General features: G+C 71.3%; 19 protein-coding genes and 2 riboswitches. Of the genes, 8 read left to right on the top strand and 11 right to left on the bottom strand.

The genetic code is table 11. The features are described from left to right. Positions 1-84: 84 nt before the first annotated feature. The 5 genes from MKI84_RS03495 to cbiE are packed head-to-tail and all read right to left on the bottom strand — an operon-like array spanning position 85 to position 4,174. Positions 85-456, bottom strand: a complete 372-nt coding sequence (locus tag MKI84_RS03495; protein ID WP_241616583.1) for a DUF423 domain-containing protein — start codon at positions 454-456, stop codon at positions 85-87. A 4-nt stretch (positions 457-460) separates the two neighbouring features. After that, positions 461-1,768, bottom strand: a complete 1,308-nt coding sequence (locus MKI84_RS03490) for a cobyrinic acid a,c-diamide synthase CobB (protein ID WP_241616582.1) — start codon at positions 1,766-1,768, stop codon at positions 461-463. Continuing rightward, entirely contained in the window at positions 1,765-2,523 is a 759-nt protein-coding gene (gene cobM / locus MKI84_RS03485) for a precorrin-4 C(11)-methyltransferase (RefSeq protein WP_241616581.1), read from the bottom strand. Before cobM ends, MKI84_RS03490 begins: the two co-directional genes overlap by 4 nt. Further along, a complete protein-coding gene (locus MKI84_RS03480) occupies positions 2,520-2,906 on the bottom strand; it encodes a cobalamin biosynthesis protein (RefSeq protein ID WP_241616580.1) in 387 nt (128 codons plus the stop codon). The genes cobM and MKI84_RS03480 overlap by 4 nt, the downstream gene beginning before the upstream one ends. Next, entirely contained in the window at positions 2,903-4,174 is a 1,272-nt protein-coding gene (gene cbiE, locus MKI84_RS03475) for a precorrin-6y C5,15-methyltransferase (decarboxylating) subunit CbiE (RefSeq protein WP_241616579.1), read from the bottom strand. Before cbiE ends, MKI84_RS03480 begins: the two co-directional genes overlap by 4 nt. Between cbiE and MKI84_RS03470 the strand changes: the two genes are divergently transcribed. Further along, a complete protein-coding gene (locus MKI84_RS03470) occupies positions 4,173-4,997 on the top strand; it encodes a cobalt-precorrin-6A reductase (protein WP_241616578.1) in 825 nt (274 codons plus the stop codon). The two genes, cbiE and MKI84_RS03470, sit on opposite strands and share 2 nt — an antisense overlap. Here the strand turns inward: MKI84_RS03470 and MKI84_RS03465 are convergent. The 6 genes from MKI84_RS03465 to cobW all read right to left on the bottom strand — a co-directional run bounded on the left by MKI84_RS03465 (position 4,967) and on the right by cobW (position 12,818). Then, positions 4,967-5,725, bottom strand: coding sequence for a precorrin-3B C(17)-methyltransferase (locus MKI84_RS03465; RefSeq protein WP_241616577.1), 759 nt, complete (start codon positions 5,723-5,725; stop codon positions 4,967-4,969). The genes MKI84_RS03470 and MKI84_RS03465 overlap by 31 nt on opposite strands. Continuing rightward, entirely contained in the window at positions 5,722-6,450 is a 729-nt protein-coding gene (locus tag MKI84_RS03460) for a precorrin-2 C(20)-methyltransferase (protein WP_241616576.1), read from the bottom strand. The genes MKI84_RS03465 and MKI84_RS03460 overlap by 4 nt, the downstream gene beginning before the upstream one ends. Then, positions 6,447-7,097, bottom strand: a complete 651-nt coding sequence (locus MKI84_RS03455) for a precorrin-8X methylmutase (RefSeq protein ID WP_241616575.1) — start codon at positions 7,095-7,097, stop codon at positions 6,447-6,449. Before MKI84_RS03455 ends, MKI84_RS03460 begins: the two co-directional genes overlap by 4 nt. After that, positions 7,094-8,281 (bottom strand): precorrin-3B synthase, encoded by a 1,188-nt coding sequence (gene cobG / locus MKI84_RS03450; protein WP_241616574.1) that lies wholly within the window; start codon positions 8,279-8,281, stop codon positions 7,094-7,096. Before cobG ends, MKI84_RS03455 begins: the two co-directional genes overlap by 4 nt. Beyond that, positions 8,278-11,667 (bottom strand): cobaltochelatase subunit CobN, encoded by a 3,390-nt coding sequence (gene cobN / locus MKI84_RS03445; RefSeq protein WP_241616573.1) that lies wholly within the window; start codon positions 11,665-11,667, stop codon positions 8,278-8,280. The genes cobG and cobN overlap by 4 nt, the downstream gene beginning before the upstream one ends. A 95-nt stretch (positions 11,668-11,762) precedes the next feature. After that, entirely contained in the window at positions 11,763-12,818 is a 1,056-nt protein-coding gene (gene cobW / locus MKI84_RS03440; protein ID WP_241616572.1) for a cobalamin biosynthesis protein CobW, read from the bottom strand. Positions 12,819-12,950: 132 nt separating this feature from the next. Continuing rightward, a riboswitch (cobalamin riboswitch) is annotated at positions 12,951-13,160 on the bottom strand. 96 nt (positions 13,161-13,256) lie between these two features. Then, positions 13,257-13,475: riboswitch (cobalamin riboswitch) on the top strand. Between the two features lie 33 nt (positions 13,476-13,508). Between cobW and MKI84_RS03435 the strand changes: the two genes are divergently transcribed. The 7 genes from MKI84_RS03435 to MKI84_RS03405 all read left to right on the top strand — a co-directional run bounded on the left by MKI84_RS03435 (position 13,509) and on the right by MKI84_RS03405 (position 18,056). Then, positions 13,509-13,697 carry a CbtB domain-containing protein gene (locus MKI84_RS03435; RefSeq protein ID WP_241616571.1) on the top strand — a complete coding sequence of 63 codons (189 nt, stop codon included), beginning with the start codon at positions 13,509-13,511 and terminating at the stop codon, positions 13,695-13,697. A gap of 15 nt (positions 13,698-13,712) precedes the next feature. Further along, the gene (locus MKI84_RS03430; RefSeq protein WP_241616570.1) at positions 13,713-14,435 is read left to right on the top strand and encodes a CbtA family protein; all 723 of its coding nucleotides are present in this window, start codon (positions 13,713-13,715) and stop codon (positions 14,433-14,435) included. Between the two features lie 50 nt (positions 14,436-14,485). After that, positions 14,486-15,109 carry a HupE/UreJ family protein gene (locus MKI84_RS03425; protein ID WP_241616569.1) on the top strand — a complete coding sequence of 208 codons (624 nt, stop codon included), beginning with the start codon at positions 14,486-14,488 and terminating at the stop codon, positions 15,107-15,109. Between the two features lie 19 nt (positions 15,110-15,128). Further along, entirely contained in the window at positions 15,129-15,632 is a 504-nt protein-coding gene (gene cobU / locus MKI84_RS03420) for a bifunctional adenosylcobinamide kinase/adenosylcobinamide-phosphate guanylyltransferase (RefSeq protein WP_241616568.1), read from the top strand. Next, positions 15,632-16,246 (top strand): cob(I)yrinic acid a,c-diamide adenosyltransferase, encoded by a 615-nt coding sequence (cobO, locus tag MKI84_RS03415; protein WP_241616567.1) that lies wholly within the window; start codon positions 15,632-15,634, stop codon positions 16,244-16,246. Before cobU ends, cobO begins: the two co-directional genes overlap by 1 nt. Positions 16,247-16,336: 90 nt before the next feature. Next, on the top strand, positions 16,337-16,561 hold the full coding sequence (locus MKI84_RS03410; protein ID WP_241616566.1) for an NINE protein: 225 nt from the start codon (positions 16,337-16,339) through the stop codon (positions 16,559-16,561). Positions 16,562-16,589: 28 nt separating this feature from the next. Further along, a complete protein-coding gene (locus tag MKI84_RS03405) occupies positions 16,590-18,056 on the top strand; it encodes a cobyric acid synthase (protein WP_241616565.1) in 1,467 nt (488 codons plus the stop codon).

Here is an 18,056-nt window from a genome sequence, read left to right as displayed (position 1 = left end):
GGCCCGTCGGACCCGCGCCATCAGCGCGGATCCCCCATCGGCGGATATCGGTTCCCGTCATGCAACCTTTTGGCCAACTGCCCGTCAGCCGCCCCGCCGCTTGAACGCGGCCAGAGCCAGCACGAGCCATCCGGCCATCAGAATAGTACCGCCCGTCGGCGCCGCCATGGGAAAAATCACCACATTCCAGACGACACGGCCCGCCAACGCGCCGCTGAACAGCAAGGTTCCAAGCGCAATCAGGCCACCGGACACGTCGGCGAAGGACCAGCCCGGCCCCTGCGCGATCGCCAGCGCGGCAGTCCCAGCCAGCGCGCAGGCGCCGATCATGAGGAAAGTGGCGGCCGTCGTCAAAGCGGGGTCGGAAAAGGCATGGGCACCGGCGGCCGCGGCCGCGACCCCCGCCGTACCGAACAGCCCGGCCAGGAAGACGATCAGGCGGCGGAACAGGGTCATTGGCTCACTCCGTGGCGATGAGGTGGAAGAACGCGCCGGAGACCGGCCCGCGCCGGCCGCCCGCCTCGCCCATCGGTTTACCCTGCCCGTCGCTCAGCGCGACCAGCGGCGCATCGTCGCCCGGCTCTGTGACGCTGGCATAATGGAATTCGTGGCCGCGCAGGGCGAGCCCCGCCGGCCCGATACCGGAGGCCGCCAGCGTCACCGCGCGGCGATAGCCCAGATTGAGCCGGCGCTTGTGGAAGCTGGTGGCATGGCCGAGCAGACCCAGCATCTCGTGGGTCTGGCCGTCGGCATCTTCCAGTGCCTCGCCCAGCACCATGAAGCCCCCGCATTCGCCGTGAACCATGCCGCCGCGCGCGGCGAAGGCGCGCACCCCTTCGCGGAACCGCTCCGCCGCCGCGAGCCGGCCGGCATGCAGCTCGGGATAGCCGCCCGGCAGCCAGCAGGCATCGCAATCCGGGCGTGGCGCCTCGTTCGCAAGCGGGGAGAACGGCACGATCTCAGCCCCCGCCCGCCGCCAGCCCTCCAGCACATGCGGATAGGCGAAGCTGAACGCCACGTCGCTGGCGAGCGCGATGCGCTGGCCCGGCGGAGGCAGCGGAACGGGTACGCCATCACGCGCGGGGAGCGGCGCGCCCAGTGCCACCAGCGCATCGAGGTCGATATGCGCCTGCGCCAGCCCCGCCAGCCGCCCGAAATGCTCCGCCAGCGCCGGATGTTCGGCCGCCTGCACTAAACCGAGATGGCGCTCCGGCAGGGTCACCGTGCCGTCGCGCGGGATGGCCCCGACCACCGGAATGCCGATCGCGGCGATCGCCTCGCTGGCCTGGAGGCGATGGCGCTCGCTTGCCACCTTGTTGAGCACAACGCCCGCAATTCGCACGCCGGGGTCATGGCTGGCGAAGCCGCGCACCACGGCGGCGGCCGATTGCGACTGGCCGGAAATGTCGAGCACAAGCACGACGGGCAAATTAAGTCGCGCGGCAAGGTCGGCCGCCGCCCCGCTGCGCCCCGGTTCGCCGGAAATGCCGTCGAACAGGCCCATCGCCGCTTCGATGATCACGAGGTCCACCTCGCGCGCCGCGTCGCCCGCCAGCGCGTCGACCAGCTCCGGCGCCATGGCGAAGCTGTCGAGGTTGAGACCGGCACGCCCGCTGGCGGCGGCGTGGAAGGCGGGATCGATATAGTCCGGTCCGGACTTCACCGCCCGCACCCTGAGCCCCCGGCGCGCCAAAGCCGCGACCACGCCGAGCGTCACCGTGGTCTTGCCGGAGCCCGAGCGCGGCGCGGCGATGATGAAGGCGCTCATTCACGCCCCCGGAAGCGGCGCTGATAGCCCGGATCGTACAGCGCGCTCTCGCGGAAACCTTCGGCGGCGAGCGCGCGCCCGACCAGGATCAGCGCCATGCGCTCGACCGGCTCGGTGGCGACACGTGCCTCGATGTCGTCGAGCGTCCCGGCGATCACCCGCTCCGCCGGGCGCGTCGCCTCCACCACGATGGCGACCGGGCAGTCGGCGCCGTACAGCGGCGAAAGATCGCGCACCGCCTCGCTGAGCGCGTGGATGGCGAGGTGGAGCACGAGCGTTGCCCCCGTCCGCCCGAACGCCTCCAGCGTCTCGCGCGGCGGCATAGCGGAGGCGCGGCCGGAGACGCGGGTCAGCACCACGCTCTGCGCCACGCCCGGCACGGTGAGTTCACGCCCCAGCAGCGCGCTCGCGGCGGCAAAGGCCGGGACGCCGGGGGTCAGCGTATAGGCGATGCCGGCGTGCTCCAGCCGCCTGATCTGTTCGGCCACCGCCGAATAGATCGACAGATCGCCCGAATGCAGCCGCGCGACGTCGAGCCCTGCCGCGTCGGCGGCGCGGAACTCGGCCTCGATCTCGTCCAGCGACAGCGGCGCTGTGTCGACAAGGCGCGCACCGGGCGGGGACCAGCCCAGCATCTCGCGCGGCACGATCGAACCGGCATAGAGGCAGACCGGGCAGCGCGCGATCAGGTCTCGCCCGCGCAGTGTGATGAGGTCGGCCGCGCCGGGACCGGCGCCGATGAAGTGCACGGTCATGATTTTTCCGCCTCACGCGCCAGCGCGCAGGTCACAGGGCCGAGCACGAAGCGCGGGCCGATCAGGGTGGAGCGCCGCCCGGCGGCGGCGAGCGCGGCGGCCTCGGCCACGGACGGCACGCCCATCAGCGCGACCACGCGGTCGGAATGGGAGAGCGCACGCGTGCCGGCCGCTTCCATCTGCGACTGCGGCACCATGACCAGCAGGAGGCCTAGGTCGAGCGCCGCGCGCATGATCCCGGCTTCGCTGCCCTTGAGCGCCGGGGTTGCCATCAGCGAGATGTCGCAGAGCTTCACGCCGTGGCGCTCCATGGCGCCGCGCACCGCCGCGCAGACCTCCTGCGCGGTCACGCCGCGACGGCTGCCGACCCCGGCGACGATCATCGCGCCTGACCCACGGGCTTCATCCAGCTCCATTGCGTCACCGGCATCGCCGGGCGCCAGCCGGTCATGCCCGCCACCGGTGCGGCACGGGAAATCGCGATGCGGGTGAGTTCCCCGCCGAGCGCGGCATGGCGCGCCAGCAGCAGCGCTTCGGTTTCCAGCGTCACCGCATTGACCACCAGCCGCCCGCCGGGCTTCAGCACGGCCAGCGCCGCGTCCATCACGCCCGCCTCGCTCGCCCCGCCGCCGACGAAGATGGCATCCGGCGCCGGCAGCCCGGCCAGCGCCGCCGGCGCGCTGCCCTGCACCAGCACGAGACCGGGCACGCCGAGCGCGCTGGCATTGCGGGCGATCCGGGCCGCGCGTGTCTCGCGCTCCTCGATGGCGATGGCCTTGAGGGAGGGATCGGCGAGCATCCATTCGATGGCGACCGAGCCCGCCCCGGCGCCGATGTCCCACAGCAATTCGCCCCGGCGCGGCGCCAGCGCACCGAGTGTCATGGCCCGCATGTCGCGCTTGGTGAGCTGGCCGTCATGCTCGAACAGCTCGTCCGGCAGGCCGGGCGTGAGCGCAATGATCCGCGCGCCCTCTCCCGCCTCGACCTCAAGGCCGACGACGTTCAGCGGGTCGATGTCCGCCAGATCGAACGCCTCGGCCGCGACGCCGCGCACCCATTCCCGCGCGCCGCCCAGCGCTTCCAGCACATGAAGCCGCGAGCCGCCGAAGCCGGCCACCGTCACCAGCTCGGCCAGCGCGCGCGGGCCATTCTCGTCCGAGGTCAGCACCAGCAGCCGGCGGCCGGGATGGAGATGCGGTCGGATGAGATCGAGCGGGCGGCCATGGGCGGACAGGCAGGTGATATCGGGTAGCGCCCAGCCGAGCCGCGAGGTGGCAAGGCTGAAGGCGGACGGAGCCGGCATAACGTGCATTTGATCCACCGGCACATGGCGCGCCAGCACCGCACCGACGCCGTGCAGGAACGGGTCGCCCGAAGCCAGCACACAGACGTTTTCACCCCGCATCGCCAGCACCTCGCGCACGCCCTCCTCGAACGGGCTCGGCCACGCCCGCGCCGTCCCCCTCACGGCGTCGCTGGCAAGGGCGAGATGGCGTGCACCGCCGAACACGATTCCCGCTTGCTCGATCAGCGCGCGTGCGGCCGGCGAAAGGCCCGCGAGCCCGTCCTCTCCGATACCGACAATGGACAACCAGCGCCGGCCTGCTACAGGCTCGGGGCCTTGAGGCGCGAGAGGATCACAGTCCGGCATGGCGGCTTCCGACATCGACACGCCTTCAGGCTCGAACGCGCGGCTGCGCGTGCTGGTTCTGGGCGGCACGGGCGAAGCGCGGCGCCTTGCCGAGGCGCTGGCGGCCCGTCCCGCATTCGAGGCCAACGTGTCGCTTGCCGGGCGCACGCGCAACCCGCTGGTGCTGGCCTTGCCGACGCGCACGGGCGGCTTCGGCGGGGTGGAGGGACTTGTCGCCTATCTCGAAGCCGAGCGCATCGATGCCCTGATCGATGCCACCCACCCCTTCGCCGCCATCATGTCGGCCCATGCCGCGGAAGCCGCGCGGATCGCGGGCGTCCCCCTGCTTGCGCTGGCCCGCCCCCAGTGGGAGCCCCTGCCGGGCGACATCTGGCGCGAAGCGGCAAGCCTCGCGGAGGCGCTGACCGCTCTGGGAGCCGCCCCGCGCCGTGTGTTCGCTGCGCTGGGCCGCAACGAGGTGCAGGCGCTGGAGGCCGCCCCGCAGCACCATTACCTGATCCGCAGCATCGATCCGGTCGAGGCCCGTCTCGACCTGCCTTCCGCCGCCTATATCGAAGCGCGCGGCCCCTTCGCGGAACAAGACGAGCGCGACCTGCTCACCGGCCACCGCATCGACGCCGTGCTGGCCAAGAACAGCGGCGGGCCGGAGACCTATGCCAAGATCGCCGCCGCCCGGGCGCTGGGCATCGAGGTGATGATGATCACGCGCCCGGCGCGGCCGGCGGTGGAGAGCGTCGCGGACGTCGAGGCCGCGCTCACATGGCTGGAGCGGCGGCAACCGCTGCCACGCCCTCATGCATCCCCCGCCCGGCGCGGCGTATAGACCAGTGCCCGCTTGCCGGGCCGCTCCACGATGCGGGTCTCGGTCGAGCCGACGATGATGCAGGTCGCCATGTCCGCCATGTGCCCACGCGCATGGGCGAGCGGGGCGACGCGCAACCGCTCGTCCGGCCGCCCCACCGCGCGCCCGAAGATCACCGGCACGCTGGAAGGCAGCTCCTCGCGCAGGATGTCGAAGGCGGTGTCGAGCTGGTGCGGGCGCGCCTTGGAGACCGGGTTGTAGAACGCCATGGCAAACCCCGCCTGCGCGGCGAGACGCAGCCGCTTCTCGATCACCTCCCACGGCTTGAGATTGTCGGAGAGCGAGATGGCGCAGAAATCATGCCCCAGCGGCGCGCCGGCCTTGGCGGCCACCGCCAGCATGGCGGTGATGCCCGGCACGATCAGCAATTCGATCTGCCGCCAGCTCTCCGGCCCCTGTTCGATCGCCTCGATCACCGCCGCCGCCATGGCGAACACGCCGGGATCGCCGCCCGACACCATGGCGACCCGCGCGCCGGCGGCGGCATGGGCCAGCGCGTCCTGCGCGCGCTCCAGCTCGACGCGGTTGTCGGAAGCATGGCGGGCCTGCCCCTCGCGCGCCGGCACGCGCTCGACATAGGGCCCATAGCCATAGACCGCCTCGGCGAGCGCCAGCGCGTCCGCCGCCTCGGGAATGAGGAAGCGCTGATCGCCCGGCCCGAGGCCGACCACGTAGAGAACGCCACTCACCGCTTCGTCTCCCAGCCAGGCACCAGCACAATGGCGAAATAAGGCGCAGGCGCCTCCGGGCGCGTCGCCAGAGGGGCGTGATGGCCGCCCGTCATGGTGCCGCGCTCGACATAAAGCGCCCGATCCAGCCGGCCGGCGCGGGCCAGCGCCCGACGGATCTTCGGCAAATTGCGCCCGACTTTCATGATGACCGCCGCATCGGTTCCGGCAAGCCGCTCGGTGAGCGCGTCTTCCGAGAGCGTGCCGGGCAGCACGCTCAGCACGTCGTCGCCCTGTGTGATCGGCGTGCCGGCCTGCGACCAGCAGCCGGACATACCGGTAACCCCGGCAATCACGTCCGTCGGGTAGCGATGGGCGAGGCGCACATGCAGATGCATATAGGAACCGTAGAACAGCGGATCGCCTTCCGACAGCACCGCGACGGTGCGGCCGGCGTCGAGATGGCACGCCACCGCCTGCGCCGCCTGCTCGTAGAACGCATCGATCGCGGCGCGATAGGGCGCCTCGTCCTTGGGCATCTCGGTGGTCACCGGATAGCCGAGCGGCAGTTCCTCGATGCCGGCGCGGAAATGGGTGTGAGCGATGGCGCGCGCGTGGCTGGCATTGCCGAGCTTGGAGAAATAGGCGACGACATCGGCGTGCTGGAGCGCCCGCACCGCCTTGAGCGTCATCAGCTCCGGGTCGCCCGGGCCAACGCCGACACCGATCAGATGGCCGGGATTCATATGCCGGGCCTCGCCAGTGCGTTGACCGCCGCCGCCGTCATGGCGCTGCCGCCGAGCCGTCCGCGCACCACGATCCACGGCACGCCGTGATCGCCGGCCGCCAGCGCGTCCTTGGATTCCGCCGCGCCGACGAAGCCGACGGGAATGCCGAGAATCACCGCCGGCTTCGGCGCGCCGGCATCGAGCATTTCCAGCAAATGGAACAGCGCGGTCGGCGCATTGCCGATGGCGACCACCGCGCCGTCCAGCTTGTCGCGCCACAACTCCAGCGCCGCCGCCGAGCGCGTGGTGCCGAGCCGCGCGGCAAGCTCCGGCACGGCGGGATCGTTCAGCGTGCAGATCACCTCATTGCCGGCAGGGAGCCGGGCGCGGGTAACGCCGTGAGCCACCATCTGCGCGTCGCACAGGATCGGCGCGCCGGCCTCAAGCGCGCGACGGCCGGCGCGAACGGCACCGGGAGAGAAGTCGATGGCGGCGGCGGCTTCCACCAGCCCGCAGGCGTGGATCATCCGCACCGCGACATCGGCCTCGTCGGGCGCGAAGCGGCCGAGTTCGGCCTCCGCGCGGATGATGGCGAAGGAGCGTTCATAGATCGCCGTGCCGTCCCGGACGTACTCGAACGGCGCGGACCCGTCGGCCACCGTCATGTCCCCGCCTTTTCCGCCAGCATGGCTTCCATCCTCGCGCGCAACTCCGCCACCGGCACGATCCTCGCGGGTGTGGCGCGCGCGGAGCCTTCGACCACGATCCCGGCCCCCTCGTCCAGCCCCACGATGGCGAAAGCCGTAGGCGCGGGATGGGCACAGCCCTTGGAGCAGCCCGACACATGCAGTGTGCGCCCCCGTATGAGCGGGGCGAGGGCGAGCGCCAGCGGCCGGGTTTCCAGCGTCGCGGCACCGCAGGCCGGGCGGCCGGCGCAGGCGAACACCGCGCGACGCGGATCGGCCGGATTGGTGATGAAACCGAGCGCGTGTGCTTCCTCGCGCAGCCGGGCGACAGCGTCCGCGCTCAGGGCCGACAGCAGCAGAGCCCGCCCGGCGGCAGGCTCGACGCTCGTCACGCCCGCGGCCTCGGCCCGCGCAGCGAGTTGCTCCAGCGCATCCGCCTCGCCATGGCCGAAAGCCAGCGCGATGCCCAGTGCCACCCCGCCCTCGCGCAGCGGATGAAGCCCGACCGGCTCGGCGGAATGGGCGGGAGCCCTTTCCTGCGGCTCGATCTGAAGCTCCCCACGCAGCAGCTCGGCCATGCGGGCCGCCGGGCCGCGCATGGCGAGGCGCGCCAGCAACGCGACCGCCATGTCGGCGGCCTCCGTCTCGGGAATCGTGCCGATCGGCTGGCCGGCGAGCACCAGTCGCACCCCTCCCGGCTCGTCGCCGACCGTCAGTGCGAGATCGGCGGAGAGCGCCGAGAGGTTGAGCGCCCCGCCGCTATCCACCACCACCGAGACCTTCGGCGCCAGCTCCGGAGCGAAGGGCGCGGCGCCGCTCTCGATCGCGCGCGCCAGCGGGCGCGGGTCGAACACGGCATCCGCCGCCTGTCCCGCCAGCGCGGGAAACTCCACCGCCAACCCCGGGCGCACCGCGATCCCCAGCGCCGCGATGCCGCCGGGAAGTCTCGGCGCGGTGTCGGAGGTGAGGCCACGCAGTTGCAGCTTGCCGCGCGCGGTCACCTCCACCACGCCATTGCCCAGCGTGCGCGCCAGCCGGGCGAGGCCGGCCAACTGCGCCGGGCTGAGCGGTTCGGCGGGAACGAGGCGGGCCAGCAGCCCGTCGCCGGTCAGCATCGGCGCTGGCAGGCTCGGACAGGCGCCGCGCCGCAGGGAAGCCGTCATCGCGCCCCCTCCGCTGCCGCGAGCAGCGCCTCGCCATGCAAGGCCGCATCATTACGGCGCGGATGCCATAAACCACAAGCGCGGGCCTCCTCCAGCCGCTGCGCAATGAAGCGCGCCGCCTCGGGCGAAGCCTGCGCAAGGAAGGCGCGCACCGTCTCGTCGGCGACATAGGCGTCGTGCATCAGCTCGATGAGATGAGACGGCACGGCGCGCGTTACCTGCGCGAAGCCGACCAGCCGGTCGATCGTCTCCGCCATTTCCGCCGCACCGCGCGGGCCGTGGCGCAGCAGGCCGGCAATATAGCGGGGATGGGCGCGCCCGCGCACGATCCGCGCCAGCGCCTGCTCCAGCGGGCGCGCCCTGGGGCGGGCGGGATCGGCGGTGTCGAGCACCACGAGGTCCGGCAGCCGGCCGAGCTTTGAAGCCGCCGCCGCGAAGCCGCCGATGAAGGCGAGGTCGCCATCGCCCTCCAGCAGGTCGCGGCCGGGATCGTCGGCGCCGTGCACCAGAAGGTCCGCCGCCGCCACCCGCGCGACGAACGCGCCGGGCACCGGCCGCGCCTGCCCTTCCGGCCCGCCATAGGCATGCGAGGCGCTGGCGAGATAGGCCGCCCCCACCGCCTCGCGTGGGGCGTCGGCTTCCAGCCCATCGAGCCCCGCGCCATAGGCGCCCGGCGCGGTGCCGAAAATGCGCGGCGCGTCCTCACCGGCCGCCGCCAGCGGGTTCTCCTCCGCGCTCTCCTCCCGCCGCGCCACCGCGCGCAGCGCCGCGTCCAGCAGCGCGATCTGTGCAGGAAACAGGTCGCGGAACAGGCCGGAAATACGGAAGGTGACATCGATGCGTGGGCGCCCCAGCACCGCGCAGGGCAGTACCTCGACGCCCGTCACCCGGCCCGTCGCCGGGTCCCAGACCGGCCGGGCGCCGATCAGCGCCAGCCCCTGCGCGATCTCCTCGCCGCCGGTGCGCAGCGTCGCGCTGCCCCACAAATCGAGCACGAGGGCGCGCGGCCAGTCACCATGGGCCTGCAGATAGGCGCGCAGCACCTCGTCCGCGCCCAGCCGGCCGAGGTCCATGGCGGTCGGGGTCGGCAGCGCGCGCGGGTCGCTGGCGTAGAGATTGCGCCCGGTCGGCATCACATCGGATCGCCCCCGCCCCGGCGCACCGGCCGGACCCGGCGCGACGCGGCGCCCGTCCAGAGCGGCCAGCAGCCCGTCGCGCTCGGCCGCGCCGCAGGCGCCGCGTCCATAGACATGGAACCCGTCCTTGAGCCGCAAATCCTTGAGGTCGCACAGAAAGGCATCGATCCGGCGCAGTGCTTCATTGGTTTCGGGCTGGCCCTCCAGCCCGGCGTCGCGGGCAAAGCCGGTGCGCTGGGCCTCGTCCACGATCAGCCGTGCCAGCTTCTCGCGACGGCGCGGATCCAGCCCCTCGGCCTGCGCATATTCGTCGACCAGACGCTCCAGTTCCTGCGCCTCGCCGGCCAGCCCCTGCTCGCTCATCGGCGGCGGCAGGTGGCCGAGCGTCACGGCGGCGATGCGGCGCTTGGCCTGCGCGGCCTCGCCGGGATTGGAGACGATGAACGGATAGGCCACCGGCAGGCGGCCCAGAACCAGCTCGGGCCAGCACGCGCCGGTCAGCGCCGCCTGCTTGCCCGGCAGCCATTCCAGCGTGCCATGGGCGCCCATATGCACCAGCGCGTCGGCATGCTCCTGCAGCCACAGGCCGAAGGCGAGCAGGCCATGGCGCGGCGGCAAAGCAGGATCGTGATACTGCGCGCGACGCTCCGCATAACTGCCGCGATCGGGCGCGATGGCCACGGTGACATTCCCGAAGGCACGGGCGCGGAACCGGAAGGCGCCGCCGATGAGATCCGGGTCGTCCTCCGGCGCGCCCCATGCCGCGTGGAGCGAGGCGCGCGCCTCGTCGGGTAGCGCATGAAGGCGGGCGCGGTAGGTGGCGAGGTCAAGCGTTCCGCGCCACGCGCGCGCTTGCCCGGCAAAGCCCTCCCGCGATGTGGGCGCAGATTGGTCCGGGGCTTGCGCCAACAGCTCCAGCAATGCCCGTTCATCCGCCGGCGCGCCCTCGACGCGATAGCCGGCGGCGCGCAGATCCTCAAGCAGCGCCCGCACGCTCGCCGGCACGTCGAGCCCGACCGCCCAGCCGGTGCGGCCCGGCGCGCCGGCATATTCAGGTATGAGGACCGTTATCCGTCGCTCCGCGGCGGGAAGCGCGGCAAGGCGCGCCAGCGCCGCCACGCGCGCCGCCACCTGCGCCACCCGGTCCGGCTCCGCGCGGTTCACCAGCGCGCCGAAGCCCGGCACACTCTCGCGCTCCGCCGGCGCCTTGAACGAGAGTGCTCCGGCAAGAATACGCCCGTCGAGCTCGGGCAGCACGACATGCATGGCAAGGTCCGCGCCGGTCAGCCCGCGCGCGCCCTCCTGCCACGCCTCGCGCCGCGTGGTCGCCACCACCGCCTGCAGCACCGGCACGCCGGGTGTGTCGAGCACCGTGGCTTCGCCCGGCTCGGCGGCGGCGAAGGCGGTCAGTGTCAGGATCACGGCCGGCTTTCGCGCCGTGAGCGCCTCGCGCAGGAAGGCGATCGAGAACGGCTCCTTGAGGCTGGCGACGAAGATCGGGCGGGGTTCGAGGCCGCGCGCCGCCAGCGCGGCGCACAGCGCATCGACCGGCGCGGTATCGCCGGCGAGCCACATGGATCGATAGAAGATGACGGGGATGACGGGTCTGCCGGTCCCCTCTCCCGCACCTCTCACCCATGGAGAGAGGGCTTCGCCGATTCCGGCCCGCGCGGCTCCCTCCCCCAGCAGGGGTGAGGGGCCGCCCTTCCACTCATAAAACCCCGCCAGCGGCACCGGCTGGGGCGGTTCGGCCTCCAGCGCCACCCCGGCATGGCCCGCCATCCGGTGCAGCAGGGCGCACATGTTTGACGGCCCCCCGGCGCGGAAATAGCCGAGTAGCGCGGCCAGTTCCTGATCCGGCAGGGTCGAGGCGTCGCTCAGGCGCGGATCGTCGCGGTCCTCGCCCGGCAGCACCGCGAGCGCGATGCCATTCGCCCGCGCCAGCACCGTCAGCCGGTCGACGCCATAGCGCCACCAGTCCAGCCCGCCGAGCAGCCGCACCACGATAAGGCGCGCATGGGCGGCCACGCGATCGATCCAGAGGTCGACCGACATCGGGTGCTTGAGATCGCGCAGGCTGGCGAGGCGCAGGCTCGGCAGTTTGTCGCTCTCGCCTTCATAGGCGGCGGCCAGCGCCCCCAGATCACTGTCGGTGAACGACACCACCACCATCTCGCCCGGCGTCTGGGCAAGGTCCACCGGCTCGGCGAGATCGTCGAGCGAGGCGCTGGTGGTGGCGAGAATGTGCATGGACCGGCAGTTCTCCTAGCTTGTCGTCATCCTGGCCGACGCGGCGTGCGATCCCGGAACTGCCGCAGGCCGCCTGCGGGATGACTGCGCGCCGCTCACGCCGGCACGCTTTCCCCGGCTAGGATGGCCTCGACTTTGGCGCGGTCCAGCCCCTTGAGCCCGATGGCAACCAGCCGGCCGGCGCGGGGGTCGCTCCCCCACGGCCGATCGAACTGGTGCGCCACGCGCGGACCGACTGCCTGTACCAGCAGCCGCATCGGCTTGGCCGCGACCGCGAGGAAACCCTTCACCCGCAGCACATCGGCCTCGCTCGCCGCGCGGGCGACGCGGGCGGCAAATTCCGCCGGGTCGGCGATTTCCGGCACCTCGACGACGAAGCTGTCGAAATCGTCGTGGTCGTGGTCGAGTTCGTCGTCATGGTGGGTCTTGCGGTTCTCGATATCGTCCTCGGTCCCGACGCCGAGGCCCAGCAGGACGGCGGGATCGAGCCGGCCCTGCGTCACGCTCACCACCCGCACGCCGGCCGGCAATTCGGCATCGAGCGCGGCGCGGGCGCGCACGGCACCGTCGGCGTCGATCAGGTCGGCCTTGGTCATCACCACGAGGTCGGCGCAGGCGATCTGGTCGTCGAACACTTCCTCGATCGGGTCGTCATGGTCGAGCACCACATCGGTCGCGCGCTGTTCGGCCAGCGCGTCATGGTCATGCGCCACCCGGCCGGAGGCGAGTGCGTCGCCGTCCACCACCGCGACCACGCCGTCCACCGTGACGCGGCTCTTGATCGCCGGCCAGTGGAACGCCTGCACCAGCGGCTTGGGCAGAGCGAGGCCCGAGGTCTCGATCAGGATGTGATCGACCTTCGGGCGCAGTGCGAGGATGGCGTCGAGCGCGGGCACGAAATCATCCGCCACCGTGCAGCAGATGCAGCCATTGGCCAGCTCGACGATGTTCTCCTCCGGGCAGGCCTCAACGCCGCAGCCCTTGAGGATTTGGCCATCGATGCCGACGTCGCCGAACTCGTTGACGATCACCGCGAGCCGGCGGCCCTTCGCGTTTTCCAGCACATGGCGGATCAGCGTGGTCTTTCCCGAGCCCAGAAAGCCGGTGACGATGGTGCACGGCACCTTGGAAAGGGTTACGGCGGCGGTCATGCGGCGTCTCCACGAAGGCCAAGGGGCAGGAATGCCCGGGGGCGGAACGGGATGCGCCGGCCGCGGAAACAGCTTCCGCGCAAGCCCCGCGCACGGTGCGCGACGCTCTCCGATACCGGGCACCCCGCCGGCATGAGGACCGAACCTACGGCAGGTCTCCTGGCTCGCGGGTCACAGCCCTCATGCCGCCTTCCCGGATCGCTCCAGTGGACTTGTGGCACGGGCTCGCCGCTTACAGTTGCGGGGGCAGCCGCGGAATCGGGCGCCTCTCGCAAGGCCCCCTCACCGCATTCCCTTTTCATCCCTCCCTGGCAGGAAGGAACCGTCGGTCGCGGCACTTAAGGAGCGCAGGGGTGGAATGTCAACGCGGGGCCGCGCAACGCCGATGTGCCCCAATGCCGCCACATCTTCCATTTGCAGCGCGGCCGCCGGCCGTTATAGTCGCGCCCTGTCGTCGGTTCCCGTGATCCACACGGGACGCAAGACGGGAACGCGGTGGGGCATTGCTCGGTCTTCGAGGGATGCCGAATCCGCGGCTGCCCCCGCAACTGTAAGCGGCGAGCCCACTCCACATGCCACTGGCGCCTTGGCGCCGGGAAGGCGGGGAACGGGCGAGGACCCGCGAGCCAGGAGACCGGCCGATGACGCAACCCGCACTGGCCCTCGGGTGGAGGGCCAAAGGAGCCTGTCATGACGACCGAACGGACCACGTCCGCCCCCAGCCTTTCCGCCGAATCCCCGGCCTCCCGCGCGATCCAGATCACCTTTGCCGCTCTGCTCGGCGTGGTCGTTCTCGGCGGCGTGGGCTTCTCCCATGTCAGCGCCGCGCATAACGCGACGCATGACGTGCGCCACGCGAACGCCTTCCCCTGCCACTGAACCGGGGGACGTTGCATGTCTGTCTTCAGGACGATTCTGTTCGTCGCCGCGCTTTCCGGCATCGGCACCGGCCTTGCCAGTGCGGGGCTTCACCTTTTCACCACCGTTCCACTGATTCTCCAGGCGGAAACCTTCGAGGGCGCCGGCGAGGCCTCTCCCGCGGAAGCGACCGCGCATGAGCACGCGCCGGGCACGGCCGCGCATGAGCATTCGCACGGCGAGGACGAATGGGCGCCGGCCGACGGCTTCGAACGCAACGGGCTCACCGTGATCTTCACCGTGCTCACCGGCTTCGGCTTCGCGCTGCTGCTGGTGTCCGCCAGCGAGATCGCCGGCGGGCTCAAGGGCTGGCATCAGGGCGTGCTCTGGGGGCTAGCCGGCTTCGCCGTGTTCACCCTCGCGCCGGGGCTCGGCCTTCCGCCGGAACTGCCGGCCATGCCCGCCGCCGATCTTGATGCGCGGCAGCTCTGGTGGGTCGGGACGGCGACAGCCACCGCCACCGGTCTCGCTCTGCTGGTCTATGGCGGCTCGCCGCTGCTGGCGGTGCTCGGCGTGGTGCTGATCGTCGCGCCGCACGCCATCGGCGCGCCGCAGCCCGGCAGCCATGACAGCCCGATCCCGGAATCGCTGCACCACAGCTTCGTGGTGGCGAGCATCGTGGCGAGCTTCATGTTCTGGGTGCTGCTCGGCGGCCTCGCCGGCTGGCTGCGTCCGCGCCTCGCCCAGCGGGCGGCGTAACCCTTTCCCTCTCCAGCCTGCCGGCAAAGGCGGGCCATAGGATGATGACAATGACGTCTTCGTATTCGCGCGTGTTCGCGCTTCTGGCGGCGGTTCCCGCCGCGCTGGCGCTTGCCGCCACCCCCGCCGCCGCCCACCACGCCATGGACGGCGCCATGCCCTCGACCTTCGCCGAGGGCTTCATTTCCGGCCTCGCCCATCCGGTGATCGGGGTCGATCATCTCGCCTTCCTGGTCGCGGTCGGCGTCGCCACGGCGGTCGGCGCCATGCCGCTCTGGATGCCGGTCGCGTTCGTCGCGGCTTCAGCGGTGGGGGTCGGCCTGCATCTGGCGCTGGTCGACCTGCCGGCGGCCGAGCTTGTCATCGCGGCATCCGTGCTGCTGGCGGGCGTGCTGCTGGCGGGAGGCGTTCGCGTCGCCACCGGCGCGTGGCTGGCGCTGTTCGCCGTGGCCGGCCTGTTCCATGGCTACGCCTATGGCGAATCCATCGTCGGCGCCGAGCCCACCCCGCTTTATGCCTATCTGGCCGGCCTGGTGATCATCCAGTCAGCCCTCGCCATCGGGGTGGCGGCCGTGTCCCGGCGTGCCTTCTCGGCCCTCGCCCCGCGCCTTGCCGGCGCGGCGGTTGCCGGCATCGGCTTTGCCGCGTTGGTCGGACAGGTGGTTCCGGGCTGAGCGGCGCGGCATACAGGCCGTGCCCCTCACCCTCGTCCTCGGCGGCGCCCGCTCCGGCAAGAGTGCGCATGCCGAGGCACTGGCCGAAGGCTTGGGCTCGCCGTGGCACTACATCGCCACGGCGCAGGCCTATGATGACGAGATGGTGGAGCGCATCGCGCTCCACCATTCCCGGCGCGGCGCGGGCTGGGTGACGCATGACGCGCCACACGACCTCTGCCGCACCCTGGACGAGGTGCCCGCCGATGCCGTGCTGCTGCTGGACTGCCTGACGCTCTGGCTGTCGAACCGCATGCTGGCCGAGGCCGATGTCGCGGCGGAAAGCGCGGCGCTGGCCGATCGGCTTGCCCGACGTGCGGGACCGAGCTTCGTCGTGTCGAACGAGGTCGGGCTCGGCATCGTGCCGGACAACGCGCTGGCCCGGCGCTTTCGCGATGCCCAGGGCCGGCTGAACCAGATGGTGGCAGCAAAGGCCGATACCGTGATCTTCATGGTCGCCGGCCTGCCTATGAAGGTGAAATGATGAGCGAACTCTCGGAAGCCGAGGCCGAGCGCCACCGCGCCAAGATGGCCAAGCGCAAGCAGGTGCAGGATGCCGAGGTCGCGTCCAAGACTATCGAGAAGGGCCTGCTGATCGTCCACACCGGCCCCGGCAAGGGCAAGTCCACCGCCGCCTTCGGCCTCGCTTTGCGGGTGCTCGGCCATGGTGGTTCGGTCGGGGTGGTTCAGTTCATCAAGGGCGCGTGGCATTCCGCCGAGCGCGACGCGCTGGAGAGCTTCGGCCCGCGGGTGCGCTGGCATTCGATGGGCGAGGGCTTCACCTGGGAGACGCAGGACCTCGCGCGCGACAAGGCCAGCGCCGCCCGCGCCTGGGAAAAAGCCTGCGAGTTGATGGCGGACCCCGCGATTGGCCTCGTCATTCTCGACGAACTGAACATCGCGCTGCGCTACGACTACCTGCCGCTCGACGAGGTGATCGCGACGCTCGCAACCCGCCGCGAGGGGCTGCATGTCGTGATCACCGGCCGCAACGCGAAGCCCGCGCTGGTGGAAGCCGCCGATCTCGTGACCGAGATGGGCGCGGTCAAGCATCATTTCAGTGCCGGGGTGAAGGCACAGCAGGGCATCGAATTCTGATGCCGATCCCTCGAAATTCCGCGAGGGACTTCCTATGTGAAGAAGGACGCCGGCTGTTGCGGCGTGGCTTGTTCATGGAGAAACGCTTCGATGCGTTCCACCCCCGTCGCCTACCTTTTCTGGCTGTTCGGCCTGATCGGCGTCTGCGGCATTCATCGTTTCTACACCGGCCGCTACTGGACGGGCGCCCTTTGGCTGCTGACCCTCGGCCTGCTCGGAATCGGGCAGATCATCGATCTGTTCCTGATCCCCGGCATGGTGCGCGAGGCCAATCTGGAACGCCGCGTCGACTATCTCGAAGCCCGTCACGGCTGAGCCTGCCTCTCCGGCGCGAGGGTTCGCGATGAGCGCCCTCGCGCTGATGTTCCAGGGCACCGGCTCGGATGTCGGCAAATCGCTGATCGTCGCCGGCCTCGCCCGCGCCTTCGCCAATCGGGGCCTGAAGGTGCGCCCGTTCAAGCCGCAGAACATGTCGAACAACGCGGCGGTGACGCCCGACGGCGGCGAGATCGGCCGGGCTCAGGCGCTGCAGGCCCGCGCCGCGCGCATCCCCCCTTCCGTTCACATGAACCCGGTGCTGCTGAAGCCGCAGAGCGAAATCGGTGCGCAGGTGATCGTGCAGGGCCGCGTCCACGGCATGGCGAAGGCGGCCGACTATCAGAGGCTGAAGCCCGCTTTGCTCGCCCCCGTGCTGGAGAGCTTCTCGCTGTTGCGCGGCGAGGCCGACCTTGTGCTCGTGGAGGGCGCGGGCTCGGCATCCGAAATCAACCTGCGCGCGGCGGACATCGCCAATATGGGCTTTGCCCGCGCGGCGAATGTGCCGGTGATTCTCATTGGCGACATCGACCGCGGCGGCGTGATCGCCAGTCTCGTCGGCACGAAAGCCGTGCTGCCGCCGGACGATGCGGCGATGATCAAGGGCTTCCTCGTCAACCGCTTTCGCGGCGATCCGGCGCTGTTCCGCGCCGGCATGGATGAGATTGCAACCCTCACCGGCTGGGACGCGCTCGGGCTGATCCCGTTCTTCACTGAGGCGGCGCGGCTGCCGGCCGAGGATGCGCTGGGGCTCGACGGCCCTCGCCCGGCGAAACCCGGCGCGCGGCTGCGCATCGTCGTGCCAATCCTGCCGCGCATCGCCAATTTCGACGATCTCGACCCGCTCGACGCCGAACCCATGGTCGAGGTGCTGCGCATCCGCCCCGGCACGGCGCTGCCGGGCGACGCCGATCTTGTGATCCTGCCCGGCTCGAAATCCACCATGGCCGATCTTGCCGATCTCAGGCGCGCCGGCTGGGACATCGATCTCCTCGCCCATGTGCGGCGCGGCGGGCGGGTGCTCGGCCTCTGCGGCGGCTACCAGATGCTCGGCTGCACCCTGTCCGACCCGGATGGCGTGGAAGGTGCGCCCGGCAGCGTACCCGGCCTCGGCCTGCTCGACGTCGACACCGTGCTCGCGGGCGAGAAGCGCCTCGTCGCCATCACCGGCCGCACGCAGGACGATGTGCCGTTCTCGGGTTACGAGATGCACATGGGCGTGACCACCGGCCCCGGCCGGGCTCGGCCCTTCGCGCAGATCGACGGCGAGGACGCGGAAGGCGCGCTCTCCGCTGATGGCCGGATCGCCGGCACCTATTTGCACGGTCTGTTCGGCGACGATGACCAGCGCTCCGCCTGGCTCGCCCGCCTGGGGTTGGGGCCGAGCGGGCTGAATTATGAGGCCGGGATCGACGCCACACTCGACCGGTTGGCCATCCACCTGAGCGCGCATGTCGATCTCGATCGGCTGCTGGCGCTGGCGGCCCGACGGTAG

It is taken from the genome of Ancylobacter gelatini (assembly GCF_022601675.1).
Taxonomy (GTDB): Bacteria; Pseudomonadota; Alphaproteobacteria; order Rhizobiales; family Xanthobacteraceae; genus Ancylobacter; species Ancylobacter gelatini.
Note: the sequence above shows the minus strand (reverse complement) of the source record. Positions and strands in the feature narration are given on the sequence as shown.